This is a genomic window from Mesorhizobium sp. LNJC394B00 (assembly GCF_000502555.1).
In the GTDB taxonomy this organism is placed as follows: domain Bacteria; phylum Pseudomonadota; class Alphaproteobacteria; order Rhizobiales; family Rhizobiaceae; genus Mesorhizobium.
On record NZ_AYWH01000010.1, the window covers coordinates 39,200 to 54,530 of the forward strand.

The 15,331-nt window shown below is 64.1% G+C and carries 19 protein-coding genes; 13 read left to right on the top strand and 6 right to left on the bottom strand.

Going from position 1 to position 15,331, the window contains the following annotated elements; translation table 11 throughout:
* Positions 1-126 precede the first annotated feature (126 nt).
* From X751_RS139230 to X751_RS139200, 7 genes are all read left to right on the top strand, one after another.
* A complete protein-coding gene (locus tag X751_RS139230; protein ID WP_023745897.1) occupies positions 127-918 on the top strand; it encodes a taurine ABC transporter ATP-binding protein in 792 nt (263 codons plus the stop codon).
* Entirely contained in the window at positions 915-1,775 is an 861-nt protein-coding gene (locus tag X751_RS139225) for an ABC transporter permease subunit (protein ID WP_023745898.1), read from the top strand. The genes X751_RS139230 and X751_RS139225 overlap by 4 nt, the downstream gene beginning before the upstream one ends.
* An 81-nt stretch (positions 1,776-1,856) precedes the next feature.
* Positions 1,857-2,039 carry a hypothetical protein gene (locus X751_RS139220; RefSeq protein WP_023672089.1) on the top strand — a complete coding sequence of 61 codons (183 nt, stop codon included), beginning with the start codon at positions 1,857-1,859 and terminating at the stop codon, positions 2,037-2,039.
* 194 nt (positions 2,040-2,233) lie between these two features.
* Positions 2,234-3,187 carry a sulfonate ABC transporter substrate-binding protein gene (locus tag X751_RS139215; protein ID WP_023686046.1) on the top strand — a complete coding sequence of 318 codons (954 nt, stop codon included), beginning with the start codon at positions 2,234-2,236 and terminating at the stop codon, positions 3,185-3,187.
* Between the two features lie 70 nt (positions 3,188-3,257).
* Positions 3,258-4,427 carry an FMNH2-dependent alkanesulfonate monooxygenase gene (ssuD, locus tag X751_RS139210; protein WP_023686047.1) on the top strand — a complete coding sequence of 390 codons (1,170 nt, stop codon included), beginning with the start codon at positions 3,258-3,260 and terminating at the stop codon, positions 4,425-4,427.
* A complete protein-coding gene (locus X751_RS139205) occupies positions 4,424-5,200 on the top strand; it encodes an ABC transporter permease subunit (RefSeq protein ID WP_023686048.1) in 777 nt (258 codons plus the stop codon). Before ssuD ends, X751_RS139205 begins: the two co-directional genes overlap by 4 nt.
* A gap of 7 nt (positions 5,201-5,207) precedes the next feature.
* Complete coding sequence (locus X751_RS139200) at positions 5,208-6,011, top strand: ATP-binding cassette domain-containing protein (protein ID WP_023686049.1); 804 nt, start codon at positions 5,208-5,210, stop codon at positions 6,009-6,011.
* Between the two features lie 318 nt (positions 6,012-6,329).
* Here the strand turns inward: X751_RS139200 and X751_RS1000000167595 are convergent, their stop codons facing one another.
* Entirely contained in the window at positions 6,330-6,515 is a 186-nt protein-coding gene (locus X751_RS1000000167595) for a hypothetical protein (protein WP_023686050.1), read from the bottom strand.
* 310 nt (positions 6,516-6,825) lie between these two features.
* Here X751_RS1000000167595 and X751_RS139190 point away from each other — a divergent pair, with 310 nt between their 5' ends.
* The 4 genes from X751_RS139190 to X751_RS139175 all read left to right on the top strand — a co-directional run bounded on the left by X751_RS139190 (position 6,826) and on the right by X751_RS139175 (position 10,065).
* Positions 6,826-7,185 (top strand): septal ring lytic transglycosylase RlpA family protein, encoded by a 360-nt coding sequence (locus X751_RS139190; protein ID WP_023672096.1) that lies wholly within the window; start codon positions 6,826-6,828, stop codon positions 7,183-7,185.
* A gap of 252 nt (positions 7,186-7,437) precedes the next feature.
* On the top strand, positions 7,438-8,715 hold the full coding sequence (locus X751_RS139185; protein WP_023686051.1) for a polyhydroxyalkanoate depolymerase: 1,278 nt from the start codon (positions 7,438-7,440) through the stop codon (positions 8,713-8,715).
* Positions 8,716-8,907: 192 nt separating this feature from the next.
* Complete coding sequence (locus X751_RS139180) at positions 8,908-9,525, top strand: transglutaminase-like cysteine peptidase (protein WP_023672098.1); 618 nt, start codon at positions 8,908-8,910, stop codon at positions 9,523-9,525.
* Positions 9,526-9,858: 333 nt separating this feature from the next.
* A complete protein-coding gene (locus X751_RS139175; protein ID WP_023672099.1) occupies positions 9,859-10,065 on the top strand; it encodes a hypothetical protein in 207 nt (68 codons plus the stop codon).
* Between the two features lie 95 nt (positions 10,066-10,160).
* On the opposite strand, the gene X751_RS139170 is transcribed toward X751_RS139175, so the two are convergent.
* The 4 genes from X751_RS139170 to X751_RS139155 form a co-directional block, all read right to left on the bottom strand.
* The gene (locus X751_RS139170; protein ID WP_023672100.1) at positions 10,161-10,529 is read right to left on the bottom strand and encodes a helix-turn-helix transcriptional regulator; all 369 of its coding nucleotides are present in this window, start codon (positions 10,527-10,529) and stop codon (positions 10,161-10,163) included.
* Positions 10,529-11,047: a Smr/MutS family protein gene (locus X751_RS139165; protein WP_023745899.1), complete on the bottom strand. Its 519-nt coding sequence runs from the start codon at positions 11,045-11,047 to the stop codon at positions 10,529-10,531. The genes X751_RS139170 and X751_RS139165 overlap by 1 nt, the downstream gene beginning before the upstream one ends.
* Positions 11,044-12,144, bottom strand: coding sequence for a murein transglycosylase A (locus tag X751_RS139160; protein WP_023745900.1), 1,101 nt, complete (start codon positions 12,142-12,144; stop codon positions 11,044-11,046). Before X751_RS139160 ends, X751_RS139165 begins: the two co-directional genes overlap by 4 nt.
* Before the next feature lie 79 nt (positions 12,145-12,223).
* On the bottom strand, positions 12,224-12,928 hold the full coding sequence (locus X751_RS139155) for a Tim44/TimA family putative adaptor protein (protein WP_023672103.1): 705 nt from the start codon (positions 12,926-12,928) through the stop codon (positions 12,224-12,226).
* A 196-nt stretch (positions 12,929-13,124) separates the two neighbouring features.
* Here X751_RS139155 and X751_RS139150 point away from each other — a divergent pair, with 196 nt between their 5' ends.
* Both X751_RS139150 and secB read left to right on the top strand, forming a co-directional pair.
* The gene (locus X751_RS139150; RefSeq protein ID WP_023745901.1) at positions 13,125-13,625 is read left to right on the top strand and encodes an FxsA family protein; all 501 of its coding nucleotides are present in this window, start codon (positions 13,125-13,127) and stop codon (positions 13,623-13,625) included.
* Between the two features lie 139 nt (positions 13,626-13,764).
* A complete protein-coding gene (secB, locus tag X751_RS139145; RefSeq protein WP_023672105.1) occupies positions 13,765-14,265 on the top strand; it encodes a protein-export chaperone SecB in 501 nt (166 codons plus the stop codon).
* Positions 14,266-14,527: 262 nt separating this feature from the next.
* Here the strand turns inward: secB and dnaQ are convergent, their stop codons facing one another.
* Positions 14,528-15,232 carry a DNA polymerase III subunit epsilon gene (gene dnaQ, locus X751_RS139140; protein WP_023672106.1) on the bottom strand — a complete coding sequence of 235 codons (705 nt, stop codon included), beginning with the start codon at positions 15,230-15,232 and terminating at the stop codon, positions 14,528-14,530.
* Positions 15,233-15,331: the final 99 nt, after the last annotated feature.

Below are 15,331 nucleotides of genomic sequence, written 5' to 3' on the forward strand. Positions count from 1 at the left end.
GTGCCCCAGCGGCACGCGGCGCTCTAGTGCCACGCGCGGTTCTTCTTCCCTGACGCCGCGTGCTGCCTGTCCCGGATCCGCTTAACCGGGCCGGGGCAGGCTGATTTTCTTCCGGAGCCCCTTTTCATGCCGCATCTCGTACTCGACCCGCATCTCGTACTCGACAAGGTCTCGGTTCACTATGACGGCCAAGCAGCGCCGGCGGTCGACCGAGTTTCCATCGATGTCGCCAAGGGCGATTTCGTCGTGCTGGTCGGCCGCTCCGGCTGCGGCAAGACCTCGCTGCTCAATGTCGCCGCCGGCCTGGTCGAACCCGCGCGCGGGGTCGCCACGATCGGCGGCAGGCCGATCACCGGCCCAGGCTCCGACCGGGCGGTCGTGTTCCAGAACGATGCGCTGTTTCCCTGGCTGACGGCTCGTGAAAACGTCGCCTTTGCGCTCAGGCTACGCGGCGTGCCGCAAGCCGAGCGGGCGCGCCGCGCCGACCAGTTGCTGGCGCTGGTCAAGCTCGACAGCGTCGGCGACAAACGCATCTGGGAATTGTCCGGCGGCATGCGCCAGCGCGTCGGCCTCGCCCGTGCGCTTGCCGCCGAACCGGAATTCCTGCTGCTCGACGAACCGCTCGGCGCGCTCGATGCGCTGACGCGCGAGCGCATGCAGACGACGCTGCTCGACCTGTGGACCGCAAGCCGGGTTGGCGTGCTGATGGTCACGCATGGCATCGAGGAGGCGCTGGTGCTGGCCACAAGCATCGTCGTGCTGGCGCCGGGACCTGGCCATGTGGTGCGGACATTCGAGACCGGTTTCAGCCGGCGCTATGCCGCAGGCGAGCCGATCCGCGCCATCAAGGCCGATCCGGTCTTTGCCGCGGCGCGCGGCGAACTGACCGACGCGATCTTCGAAGGAGAGGTGGCATGAGCGTCACCTCCTACAGCGAGCGGCCGGCCGCCGCGACCGGCGAGGCCGATGCCCTTTCGGTGCCGTGGTCGCGGCCGGTGCGGAAGCGGCGCAGGGTTTCCTCGCGGGCGATCAGCGCCGTCACCATCCTGGTCGTGCTGGCGGCATGGGCGCTGTCTGCGCGCCTGCAACTGGTGTCGCCGGTGTTCTTGCCGTCGCCCGCCGCCGTGTGGACCAAGTTCATCGTGGTGATCAAGGACGGCTTCGTCGACGCGACTTTGCTCCAGCATATCGTCGCCAGCCTCGGCCGCGTGTTCGCGGCGCTGCTCGCGGCCATCGTCATCGGCGTTCCGGTTGGGCTGGCTATCGGCATTTCGACGGTCGGGCGCGGCATCTTCGATCCCTTGCTCGAATTTTTGCGGCCGATCCCGCCGCTCGCCTATCTGCCGCTGGTCATCATCTGGTTCGGTATCGGCGAACCGTCAAAGATCCTGGTGATCGCCATTGCCATGCTGGCGCCGGTGGCGCTGTCGACGGCCTCGGGCGTGCGCGGTGTCTCAAAGGAGCGCATCGATGCGGCCCGTTCGCTTGGTGCGACGCAGCGCCAAGTGGTGCGCCATGTCATCCTGCCCAGCGCGCTGCCGTCGATCCTCACCGGCCTGCGCATCGCGCTCGGCGCCGGCTGGTCGACGCTGGTTGCAGCCGAGCTGGTGGCGGCAACGCGCGGCCTCGGCTTCATGATCCAGTCGGCCGCCCAGTTCCTGGTCACCGATGTCGTGGTGATGGGAATAGTGGTGATCGCGACAATAGCCTTCGTGCTGGAATTCATCATCCGCCTGATCGAGCGTCAGCTGGTTCCGTGGGCGGGAAAGGAATGACAACAAGTTTCTGCCGGTTTGACCGGCTGCTTCCCTTCGCAGCACGGCGACCGCCGACCCTGGAACAGAAGGAGTGATGTCATGACCCAGTCCACCGCGGTGCTGTTCGCCCATCTCGGCAACTGGCTGCTCGCCTGGCGGGAGAACTCGTCGTCGCAGCCGCAACCGAAATCGCCGGCCCCGGTGCAACTCGACGCCGAACGCGACCGCCTGCCGCCACGCGACGAGGGATTTTACTGGGCCTGGCAGTATTGGTCGCAGTGAGGTGATTGGCGCTCCTCGCCCCGTGAACGGCGAGAAAGAGGCTTTCGCGACCCGCCCGTAGAAAACAATTCCGTTCCGCCTATTCATCTCGCAAAATCGTTTCTCTACTAAATTTATAGACCTACCTAGCCTTGTCTCTCATCCACGGCAGGGAGCCCTTCCCGGCGCCGGTTCGCAGCGAAGGAAGAGGGATCATGTTCAGCCTGACCAGACGCGTTTTCGGCCTTGGCCTTTTGGCGGCGGGCATTGCTGCCTCGCTCAGTGCCTCGGCGCAGGAGTTGAAGCAGCTCAACATCGGCTATCAGAAGACCGGCCTGCCGGTCATCGCCCGGCAGCAGCAGGTGATCGAGAAGGCGCTGAGCGACAAGGGCGTCGCGGTGAAATGGGTCGAATTCACCGCCGGCCCGCCGCTGGTCGAGGCGCTCAATGTCGGCGCCATCGATGTCGGCTGGACCGGCGACGCACCGCCAATCTTCGGCCAGTCGGCCGGCGCCAACATCGTCTATGCGGCGGCACTGCCGGCCAATGGCGACGGCGAAGCGATCTTCGTCAAGCCGGCATCGCCGATCCAGTCGCTCGCCGACCTCAAGGGAAAGCGCATCGGCGTCGGCAAAGGCACCAGCGCGCACAATCTGCTGGTCGCGGCACTCGAAAAAGCAAACATCCCCTTCGACCAGATCACCCCGGTCTATCTCAGCCCGGCCGATGCTGCGGCGGCTTTCGCCAGCGACCAGATCGATGCCTGGGCGGTCTGGGATCCGTTCTACGCCATCGCCGAGACACGCTACCAGCCGCGCGTGCTGGCGCGCTCCAGCGAGGTGCTGAAGGTGAACACCTATTTCCTCGCCAACAAGGATTTCGCCAAGGCGCATCCGGAGACGATCACCACGACGATAGCGGCGCTCGGCGTGGCGGCGAAATGGGCGGACCAGAATCGCGACAAGGTCGCCGCCGCCCTGCATGAGGTGACCGGCGTGCCGCTCGACGCGCAGACCATCGCCGCCAATCGCACCAAATTCGGCATCTTCCCGATCACCGACGAGATCATCGCCGGCCAGCAGGCGACCGCCGATCGCTTCTACAAGCTCAAACTGATCCCGAATGCGGTGCGCATCTCCGACGCCGTGTGGACCGCACCGGGCAATTGAACTTTCACGTGCGGCGCCGGGCGGAAAACGCCCGGCGCCTTTTTGCCGTTTCCGCTTCAGGGATTTCGCCATGACCGCTCCAGCCAATCCGCAAGCCAGCCCGCTCGATTTCTTCTGGTTCATTCCAACGCATGGCGACGGCTCCTATCTCGGCTCCGAACAGCAGCAGCGGCCGCCGGAGTTCGCTTACTTCAAGGAGATCGCACAGGCCGTCGACCGGCTCGGCTTTCCCGGCGTGCTTTTGCCGACCGGGCAGAATTGCGAGGATTCCTGGATCACCGCCTCCGGCCTTGCAGCGCTGACGGAAAAGCTAAAATTCCTGGTGGCGCTACGGCCCGGCGTGACGTTGCCGACCTTCGCGGCGCGCCAGACGGCGGCGCTCGACCGGCTGAGCAATGGCCGCCTGCTGCTCAATGTCGTGGTCGGCGGCAACCCGACCGAGCTTGCCGGCGATGGCGTGTTCCTGCCGCATGATGAGCGCTATGCGCAAGCGCAAGAGTTCCTGACCATCTGGCGCGCGCTGGTGTCGGGCGAGAGCGTCAACTTCAACGGCAAATATTACCGCGTCGACAATGGCCGCCTTGACCTTCTGCCGCAACAGGAGCGGCCGCCGCTCTATTTCGGCGGCTCGTCCGATGCCGGCCAGGAGCTCGCCGCCGATCTCGTCGATATGTACCTGACCTGGGGCGAGCCGCCGGCGCAGGTGGCGGAAAAACTCAGCGCGGCGCGCAAAAAGGCTGAACGGCGCGGCCGCAAACTGCGTTTCGGCATCAGGCTTCATTTCATCGTGCGCGAGACCGAGGAAGAGGCCTGGCGCGCCGCCTACCGGCTGATCAGCCACGTCACCGATGCCCAGATCGAAAATGCCCAGGCCCGCTTCACCAGGGAGATGGACTCTGTGGGACAGCGGCGCATGGCCGAACTGCATGGCGGCCGCCGCGACAGGCTGGTGGTTTCGCCCAATCTGTGGGCCGGCGTCGGCCTGGTGCGCGGCGGCGCCGGCACAGCTTTGGTCGGCTCGCCCGAGCAGATCGTCGAGCGCATCCGCGAGTATCAGGCGATCGGCATCGACACCATCATCGGCTCCGGCTACCCGCATCTCGAGGAAGCCTACCGCGTCGCCGAGCTTCTGTTCCCGCGTCTCGGCCTGGGCACCAGGCGGGCACGGGCGCATGAGAACATCGCCAATGAATTCGCCGTCGGCTTCCACGGCGCCAACCGCCTTCAGGCGTCGTCATGAGCCTGGCTCAACGGGTCAAACAGAACGGCATCGGCTGGCTGCTGCCGGCGTTGGTCATAATTGGCTGGGAAGCCGCCAGCCGCGTCGGCGTGATGCCGGCCAATGTGCTGCCGGCGCCGAGCGCGGTGGCCGAGGCCTTCTGGCGGCTGACGCTGTCGGGCGAGCTGATACAGAACATCGGCGTCAGCACGCTGCGCGCGCTGGCCGGCTTTGCCATCGGCGGCTCGATCGGCTTTGCACTCGGCCTTGCCAACGGGCTGTCGGCGCTCAGCCGCGGCCTGACCGACACGACGCTGCAGATGATCCGCAACATCCCGCATCTGGCGCTGATTCCGCTGGTCATCCTGTGGTTCGGCATCGACGAGGAAGCAAAACTGTTCCTGGTGGCGCTCGGCGTGTTCTTCCCGATCTACGTCAACACGCTGCTCGGCATCCAGAGCGTCGACCCGCATCTGGTCGAGATGGGCCGGGTCTACGGCATGGACCGCCGCGCGTTGTTTTTTCAGGTGATCCTGCCCGGCGCGCTGCCGGCGATCTTCGTCGGCCTGCGCTATGCGCTGGGCATCATGTGGCTGACGCTGATCGTTGCCGAAACCATCTCGGCCAGTTCCGGCCTCGGCTACATGGCCATGCAGGCACGCGAATTCCTGCTGATCGATGTGGTCGTGCTGTCGATCCTGATCTATGCGCTGCTCGGCAAGCTTGCCGACAGCTTCGCCCGCCTGCTCGAGCGGCTGTCGCTCGGCTGGCATCCCGCCTTCCAGAACGCCTGAGGGTTCGATGCCAACCGCCAGCCTGACCGCCATCCGTTCCTTCGTCGCCGCGCCGGAACCGTCACGGCCGGAGGAGGCCGTCGAAAGGCAGCGCGCCTTTGCCTTCAAGGGCGTGGAAAAGCGCTTTGGCGACAAGGTCGTGCTCGACGGCATCGATCTCGATGTGCCCGTCGGACAGTTTGTGGCCGTCATCGGCAAGAGCGGCTGCGGCAAGAGTACGCTGTTGCGGCTGCTGGCCGGGCTCGATCGGCCAACCGCTGGATCCCTTACATTCGGGCCGGAGGCGAAGGCCGGCGCCGGCGAAGAGAGCCGCTTCATGTTCCAGGAGCCGCGGCTGTTGCCCTGGGCCAGCGTGGTGAAAAACGTCGAGGTCGGGCTGACCGGGCTTGCCACCGGTGCGGAAGCCAGGCGGTGCGCGCTCGCCATCCTGGGTGAAGTCGGCCTCGCCGACCGCGCCGACGAATGGCCCTCGGTGCTGTCGGGCGGCCAGAAGCAGCGCGTGGCGCTGGCGCGTGCACTGATCGGACAGCCAAAGATTCTGGCGCTCGACGAGCCGCTCGGCGCACTCGATGCGCTGACCCGCATCGAAATGCAGCAGCTTCTGGAACGCATCTGGCTGGAGCAAAAATTCACCGCCGTGCTGGTCACGCATGACGTCGCCGAGGCGGTTGCGCTCGCCGACCGGGTGGTGGTGATCGACGAGGGCCGCATCGCGCTCGATCGCGACGTGTCGGTGGCGCGGCCGCGCCGGCGCGGTTCGGTCGAGCTTGCCAGGCTGGAGGGAAGGATTCTGGATCAGCTGTTCGGGTAGTGCTGTCGCGGGCAGGGCATTCTATCCGAGCCGGATAGATAGGTAACAGAATGGACCGGCAATATGGGGTGGCTGTTTTCTTGCTCGCCGGGTTGGCCCTGTTTGCGACTGCGGATTTGACCAGCGCCTTCCCCCACTCCGTCACCGCTTCGCGGCGCCACCTCTCCCCCTCCGGAGGGAGAGGAAGGGAGCCAGGCCGCATAAGTTCGCGCCCCTGCAAGGCTCGCGCCTTTCCTCTCCCCCGTCGATCGGGGGAGAGGTGTCGAGCGAAGCTCGACGGAGTGGGGTCGATCTGTGGCGGTCGACTTTCGTCGCAACTCACCCCGGCGAACGGCTCGCCCATACCAGCCCGGCGAAACCGACCAGCATGGTCACGATGCCGATATAGAGCCATTGCGACTGGCCGGTCATGAAGCTGCCGCCGACCACGCCAATGCCTTGCAGCGACCACAGCGCGCCGATGGCCAGTACGATCAGCGCCAGCAGATATCTGAACAGTCTCATCGCCAAGATTCCTTTCCGAAGTCGATCGTCAACTGCGCCATGACCGTGATGACAGAGCGAAAGGACGGCGCCCAATCGCGCTCTCTTCTACTTGTACTATAACGTCCTGCCTTGCTCACGGAATCTGTGAAACAGCTCGCAATATCGCCGGCGATACGGCCGCGCCACACGAAAGATGCCTGACAAACTGTTTCCCAGCGACTCCAAACGTGTGCCGGTGCCACGGAACTGCCCGATGCTTGCCGCATTTCCTGCCTTATTCGACACTTAACGGCTGGGGTCTGTCGAAAACGGAGCCAATCCCCCCAACATGAAGAAAACAAACCAGACCGCGCTTGTCGCGGTAACGATCGCGGCTGGCCTGATGGTCGGTGCATCCGCCTCCTCCGCCGCTGGCCAGTGCGGCCGCGCCTCCTGGTACGCACTGCATTCCAGGACCGCCAATGGCGAACGCATGAACCCGTCGGCGCTGACCGCCGCGCACCGCAGCCTGCCTTTCGGCACCAAGTTGAAAGTGACCAACCAGAATAATGGCCGCAGCGTCATCGTGCGCATCAACGACCGCGGCCCGTTCATCAAAGGGCGCGTGCTCGATCTGTCCAAGGGCGCCGCCGGCCAACTCGGCTTCATCGGCTCCGGCCATACCTCGGTGTGCATGGCGCGCGTCTAGATCTGTCCAAGTCCGGCCCGATCGGGCCGGACACATCCTGCCCCGTCGTCCAACAGCCTTGCATTTTGCAGTGCACATTGAGCCGGCTGCACCCGCCCAACGCGGTTTCTCAAGGCCTTGGACGAAAGATTGGCATATGTCACGCCACGTGACGTATTGCATCGCAGCAATATCTTGTTAACCTCCGCGCGAGACATTCAAGGCTCGGCGCTGTCCGTCGTCCCTTCGGTCACGGCAGCTGCGGAGTACCTGATGTTCTACCAGCTCTATGAAATGAACCATGCCGCCCTGCAGCCCGCGCGGCTTTATGCCGATGCAGTGCGGCTGTTCTACACCAACCCGCTCAATCCGTTTTCGCATACGCCGTGGGGCCGCTCGGTCGCCGCCACCGCCGAACTGTTCGAGCGCACGACGCGCCGCTACAGCAAGCCGCATTTCGGCCTGAGCAAGACCGTGGTCGACTGGAAGAGCGTCGAGGTCAGCGAAAAGACGGTGTGGTCGAAGCCGTTCTGCAATCTTACCCGCTTCGAGCGGTCGGTGCCCGCCGGGCGAAAGGCCGACCCCAAGCTTCTCATTGTGGCGCCGATGTCGGGCCATTATGCGACGCTGCTGCGCGGCACGGTCGAGGCGATGCTGCCCTATGCCGACGTGCACATCACCGACTGGGTCGATGCCCGCATGGTGCCGGTGACCGACGGCCATTTCGACCTCGACGATTATATCGACTACATCATCGACATGCTGCATGCGCTGGGGCCGGACACCCATGTGATGGCGGTGTGCCAGCCTTCGGTGCCGGTGCTGGCAGCGGTGGCGCTGATGGAAAAGCGCGGCGATCCCTTCGTGCCCTCGACCATGACGTTGATGGGCGGGCCGATCGACACCCGCCGCAATCCGACCGCGGTCAATCTTCTGGCCAAGGAAAAGGGCATCGACTGGTTCCGCGACAACGTCATCATGCACGCGCCCTGGCCGGTGCCGGGCTTCGGCCGCGAAGTCTATCCGGGCTTCCTGCAGTTGTCGGGCTTCATGAGCATGAACCTCGACCGGCACATCACCGCCCACAAGGACTTCTTCATGCACCTGGTCAAGCATGACGGCGACAATGCCGAGAAGCACCGCGATTTCTACGACGAATATCTGGCGGTGATGGACCTGACGGCGGAATTCTATCTGCAGACCGTCGACACGGTGTTCGTGCGCCATGCGCTGCCCAAGGGCGAGATGACGCATCGCGGCGAGGTGGTCGACACCAAGGCGATCCGCAATGTCGCGCTGTTCACGGTCGAAGGCGAGAACGACGACATTTCCGGTCTCGGCCAGACCCAGGCCGCCCACGATCTCTGCCCCAACATCCCGGCTGACCGGCATGCGCATTACATGCAGCCGGCCGTCGGCCATTACGGCGTCTTCAACGGGTCGCGATTCCGCTCGGAAATCGTGCCGCGCATCGTCGATTTCATCACAAGCTACGGCCGCCAAACACGCGTAGCGGTGAAACCCAAGCTGGTCCGCTCCGCCAAAGGCTGAGGCTCGATCCGGCTGCAGCGTGCATTGCCCGCAAAAGCGGGGCGATTTTGCGCGCCACAGGCGTTCTGTTGCACAATAGACGCTGTTGGGCGGGCGCGGGTAACCATGCCGAAGAATCTGGCTCCCCCGATAATTGACACGGAGTGTAAATCCCCTTTAACCTTTCGTTAAGAACAAGGGCGAACGGGGACAATGACTTCCTCACCGATGGCACGGACGCTGCGCTTGTGGGCGGCAGCAGGGCTGGCGATCTCTGCGTGCTGGGCAGTGCCGGCACTTGCAGGCGGCGCCATGGCGACGGGCGGCATGACCTCGCAGCCGATCGGCCACTATGATTTCTGTAAAACCCAGCCCGGCGAATGCTCGATCCGGCCGAGCAACCTCAACCCCGCCGCGATGACCGACGCCTTCATGCGCAAGCTGATCAACGTGACGTCAAGGGTCAACGCCGCCGTCAAGCCGATGAGCGACTACGACATCTATGGCAAGGACGAGGTCTGGGCCTATCCCGACAAGGGCGTCGGCGACTGCGAAGACTATGTGCTGGAAAAGCGCCGCCAGCTCTCGCGCTCTGGCGTGTCGCTGGCCGATCTCTTGATCACCGTCGTGCGCAAGCCGGACGGCGAAGGCCATGCCGTGCTGACGGTGCGCACCGACAAGGGCGACTACGTCCTCGACAATCTGACCGACAAGGTGAAGATCTGGGACGCCACCGGCTATCGCTTCCTCAAGCGGCAGGCCATCGACAACACCGGCCGCTGGGTCTCGATCCGCGGCGGCCAGCAGGTTCTGGTCGGCGCGGTTCAGTAAATAAGGACGATGCATGTGAGCGCGTCGCTGCGAACAGCTTCGTCGGAAGCCCGCGGCTAATAACTTTCACGAGATAACCGCAAGTCGGCGCTGCCCCTCATTGCCCTACCGGGCATTTCTCCCCGTATAGTGACTGTGAGAAAGATGCCATCGGTGATTTCGCCAATCGTCCACGTTGCAAAATAGTCGCCGGCAGCCGGATGAGGGCAGCGCTGCCCTCGAAATCTTATCTCTCGAAACGCCTCCTCAAAAAATTTCGCTACCTGCGTGAACCAAACCGTCTCCAGCGGCGACACACAGCCGTAAACAGAAACCCAACCATGGAGACTTCAAATGACTGCTTTCCTGCGTAATGCTTTCCTCGCCGCCATCGCGGTGTCGTCCCTGGCCGGATCCGCTATGGCCGACCAGACCGGCTGCGCCAAGAACAACCAGTGGGGCAATCGCTGTTGCGATCTCACCTCGGACTGCCTGGGTGGCGGTCGCGGCGGCGATCATGACAGCACTGGCGGCCGTGGCGGCCAGGCCGGCGCGAAGTAATCTCGCTATATGCCCGCTGGCTAACGGCCGGCGGGCATCGCCTTCAGGATGAAATGCCGGCGCTATTGATGAGCATTCGTGGCCTTGGCGCCGCCCTACTTACGCCGCTCCAGTGCCGCCCGGATCGAGCCGGTGATGCGGGCAAGCTCGGCTTCGTCCAGCTTCTCGATGTTTTCGGCCAACAGATTGGCCAACTCGGTGGCAGCAGGACTGAGGCCGGACGTATCGAGTCTCACCCGCGGATGTGAGGCCTCGGCCAGACGCGCCAGCTCTTCGGCATCGTCCCAGATGACGTTGAAATAGCCGATGATCTTCTGGATCAGCGTCCAGGTCGGCGCGCCGCGGCGGCCATGTTCCAGCGCCGACAGATAGGCGGCGCTGACTCCGATCGCCTGCGCCATGTCCTTCTGGCGCAAGCCGCGCTCGGCTCGAAGCGCCCGCAGTTTTTCGCCGAACGGCGTCATCAGCGGGTTCGCCTGAGCCGAACGTAGAGCGCGCCCGAACCGCCGTGGTTGCGGGCGGCGTGATCGTGGCTGGAGACCAGCGGCCGAAAGGCAGGCGTCGACAACCAGGCAGGCACGGCGCGCCGCAAGACGCCGTCGCCGCCCGACGACGACCCTTTTCCCGTAATGACGAGGACATAGCGGACCCCGCCGGCATGGGCCCGGTGCAGGAACGAAAACAGCAGCGAATAGGCCTCGTCCTGGGTCATGCCATGCAGATCGACGCGGCCTTCGATCGACAGCCGGCCCTTCTTCAGCTTGTCCAATGTCGGCTCGTCCAGCGCGTGCGATACATGCTGCGCCTTCGGCTTGGCGGCAAGGACCGGACCGACAGCGACCGGCGTCTGTGCCGGCTTAGGGTCTACGACGATGTCGGGAATCTCGACCGCGGTCCGGCCCTTCAGCGGTCGGGCGGTACGCGCCACCAGGTTCCACAGCACCCGATCGTCTTCGTTGAGTTTATCGGGGCGCTTGCTCATCGATTCGATTCCGAAACGAGAGCGCGTGGAACCAAGGCATAGAAATCGGCCGCATTGCGAACGACGCCGGCGATCTCGCCGGCCGCATCGCCGGAGCCGGCGAACAGATCGCCCCGCGCCGGTCCGATGATGGCCGAGCCGGTGTCCTGCGCAATCATCAGCCGCCGGAACGGTTTTCCGTCGAAGGCGGTCAGCGACGGAGCGTCGATGTAGAAGGGGGTACCGAATGTGTGCAGCAGCCGGTCGACCGCGAGCGAACGGCCCGGCGTCAACGGCACCTTGGCGGCGGCGATTGGACCGGATGCGGCATCGTCGACATCGGCTTCGCGAAAGAAGATGTAGGAGCGGTTCTGCCAGAGGATCTCGTCGACGCGATCCGGATGCGCCCTGAACCAGGCGCGGATAGACTGCATCGTCACTTTTTCCAGTGGGATTTCGCCGAGTTCGGCGAGAATCTTCCCCGGACCGCTGAAACGTTGGCCGGATTTGGCGGCGTAGGAGACGCGGCAAAGCCGGCCGTCGGTCATCTTCAGCCTGGCCGCACCTTGCACATGGATGAAGAAGACGTCGACCTTGTCGGCAAGCCAGGCGATTTCCAGGCCTTGGCCGGCCAGCGCGCCTCTCTCGATCTCACTGCGGTCGAAATACTCCACCAGGCCCTGCGGCGCATCGCGGGCGAAGGCGAGATAGTCGTCCATCCCTCGAGGACGGTTGGCATCATCGATGTCGACGAGATCGGAAGGCCGCGCCAGCAGCGGCACCGTGAATTCATCCGTGCGCACTGGTGAGGCCTCGGCCTCGGGCTCGTAGAAGCCGGTGACCAGGCCGAGGTTTTCGGATCGAATCTGGACTGGCGCGAAATGGCGCTCGAAAAAAGCCTTGGCCGCCGACCGATTCGCCGGCGAAACGGTGCGCGCCTCGTCATAAGCGCCGGCAAACGCGTTGAACCGGACGCCCAACGAACCGGTGCGGTAGGGCTTGTTCAGGACATGAAAGGCCGAACGGCGGAAGGCTTCGAAAGCGGGCAGATGGTCATCGGAATTCCAACCGGGAAGATCATCGAAGGACTTTTCCACGAAAAGCGGCGAGAGCGACACCTCAGCCTCGCCACTGCCCATGTTTGCCTGCATGTCGCTATCCCAAAAAAGCTGCCCGCACCGGGCGACATGCATAGGCTCAGTCTTCTTCCTCGGTGGCGACCAGCTTCCAGTTCGGATCGCGCGAGCGTGTGTCGCGGGCGAAGGTCCAGACATCCTTGACCTCGGCCACCGTCTCGGGATCGCCATCGATGACGGCACCCGCCTTGTCGCGGGTCGCCGAAATCAGTTCGCTCACGATGCGCAGCGTGATGTGGGCCTCGCCGCCCTTCATCTCGGCCGATACGATGTCGGCCTTGTCGATGCCGACGAAGGAGGACTGGATCTTTTCGGCTTTCGCCTCGCGGTCGCCAATCGCGGCAACGAAGCCGTCAAAAACCTCGCGCGACAACAGGTTCTTCAGCGTTTTGCGGTCGCCATCGGCATAGGCCATGACGATCATCTCATAAGCCATCTTGGCGCCGTCGACGAAGACTTTGGGGTCGAAGGAGGGATCATTGTCCTTGATCGCGCGCAGGCCCTTGTTGAGGTCGGTGTCGGGCTTGGCGAAGGCATCGATGGCCGCGTAGGTCTCGGCAGCCGTCTCGCCCGGCATGCGCTTGCGTGGCAGCGAAACCACATTTTCGGGCTTCTGGGTCGCGTCCTTCTCGGTGCGGCTGGCCGTGTACGGATCGAAGGGCGGGCGCTCGCTGCCCGTGCGGCGGCCAAGCACGTTGCGCAGCTGGAAAAAGATCACCACCGCCGCAATCAGAAAGAAAATGGTGCCGAAGTCGAAGAATCCCATATCTTTCGCCAATCAATCCCTGACCTGGCCGGGACCGCCAGCCAATCGGGCGGCGGTCGCATGGCGTTAAACATGCAAAGCATATAGAACGCATGGCGCAATCATTCAAATCAAAGGCAGGCATACCTATCTAACGGCCTCAGTGCCAGCGGCGATTATGCGCCGCCCGGCAAACATGGAAACGATCGGTCAAGATTTGCGCATTTCCTTCCTTCCTCTGTTCCTGCTTGCGCTGCCGCTGCTGGAAATCGTCGGTTTCGTCATTGTCGGCCGCGAGGTCGGGGCGCTGGCGACGGTCGGCCTGGTGCTGGCTTCAGGCATTGCCGGCGTGCTTCTGCTCCGGCACCAGGGTTTTGGCGTCATGGCGCGGGTCCGCGCCGAGATGGCCGGCGGCGGCGACCCCAGCCGCCAGCTCGCGCATGGCGCCATGATCGTGGTCGCCGCGATCCTGTTGATTATCCCCGGCTTCATCACCGATATTATCGGCCTGCTGCTGTTCCTGCCGCCGGTGCGCGACCTTGCCTGGCGCAGGCTCAAGGGCCGCATCGTCGTCGCGACCGATTTCACCGCCGGCGGTTTTCGCGGCAGGTCGCGCGACAAGGTCATCGACCTCGACGACGGCGACTATTCGCGCGAGGACGATTTCAACCGCGGTCCCGACCATAACTCGCCGTGGCGCCGCCTGAAGGACGACTGAGCGTCGCCTTGAGGACGACTGACTATTGACCCTTTCCTGCCTGAAGGCGGCAAACCTTGTCTTGTCTTGCCGACCATGCTAGCCAACGCCCGATTTCAATTCGGTCAGCGCTGCTGTCCAGGCAAAAGGAACAAGGCTCATGGCCAGCAAAGATGACGCGCCGGTCGGCGCCGCCAACGGCAACGGCGAAACGGCGCAGCCGTCGCTCAACGTGCTTGCCCAGTATGTGAAGGACCTGTCCTTCGAAAGCCCCGGCGCGCCGAACTCGCTGCGCGGCCGCGACAAGGCCCCCGGCATCGCGATCAACGTCAATGTCAACGCCAACCCGCTCTCCGACAAGCAGTTCGACGTCAATCTGACCTTGAACGCCAAGGCGTCCTTCGACCAGGAAGTGCTGTTCAATGTCGAACTTGTCTATGGCGGCGTCTTCGCCATCGCCGGCTTCCCGCAGGAGCACATGCTGCCGATCCTGTTCATCGAATGCCCGCGGCTTTTGTTCCCGTTCGCCCGCCAGATCATCGCCGAAGCCACCCGCAATGGCGGCTTCCCGCCCCTGATGCTCGACCCGATCGATTTCGCCCAGATGTTCCAGCAGAAGCTGGCCGAGGACCAGGCGGCATCGAAGGTCAAGGTGAGCTGAAGGCAAGCGTCACGCGCATAAGTTGAAAGCCCGGCTTCGTGCCGGGCTTTTGTATACTGAGATGCTGGCGGGACAGCACCCCCCTCTGCCTTGCCAGGCATCTCCCCCTCAAGGGGGGAGATTGGCCGTCATCGCGACCTTCGCCAACTTTAGACGTTGCAGGAATGGGCTGGAGCGGCGAAGCTGCTGATCTCCCCCCTTGAGGGGGAGATGGCCGGCAGGCCAGAGAGGGGTGTGACGGAACGCTACCTCCGCGATCCGTTCACCCCGCCGCCACCTTCAGCCACAGCGCCTTTTCGCCCAGCGTCGCCACCAGCCCCGCATGCGCCGCTCGCTCGCCCTCGGTCAGGCGCGGCGGCAGGGCGATTGGCCTGGCGGCGATCGAGATGTCGATGTCGGCAACGTCGCCATTGCTGTTGAGCTGCACCACGACCGCGTCGAGGACAAGTGCGGCCTGCTTGCCGCCGATGAGTTCGATGTAGACTTCGGCCAGGAGCTCGGAATCGAGCAGCGCGCCGTGCTTGGTGCGGTGGCCGTTGTCGATGCCGTAGCGGCGGCAGAGCGCGTCGAGCGAATTGGGGCCCATCGGATGCTTGCGCCGCGCCAGCGCCAGCGTGTCGACGACGCGCCCGGTGTCTATGGCCGGCTGGCCGAGCCGCCCGAATTCCGTGTTGAGGAAGCCGATGTCGAAATTGGCGTTGTGGGCGACGAGCTTGGCGCCGTCGGTGAAGGCGAGCCATTCCTCGGCGATTTCGGCAAAGGTCGGCTTGCCGACGAGGTCGGCGGCGCTGATGCCGTGCACGGCTTGCGCCTCGACATGGACGGCGCGCCCCTGCGGATTGATGAATTTGTGGAAGGTGCGGCCGGTCGGGAAGCGGTTGACCAGCTCGACGCCGCCAAGCTCGATGATGCGGTCGTCGCGCATGTCGAGTCCGGTGGTTTCGGTATCGAAAATGATCTCACGCATAGAATCAACCCAATCCTGGAGGAGTAGAACCATGGAGCGGAACAAAATGGCAATGGGCAATGCCGACAGCCTGCCGTCAGGAGCCTGATGGGCGCGACT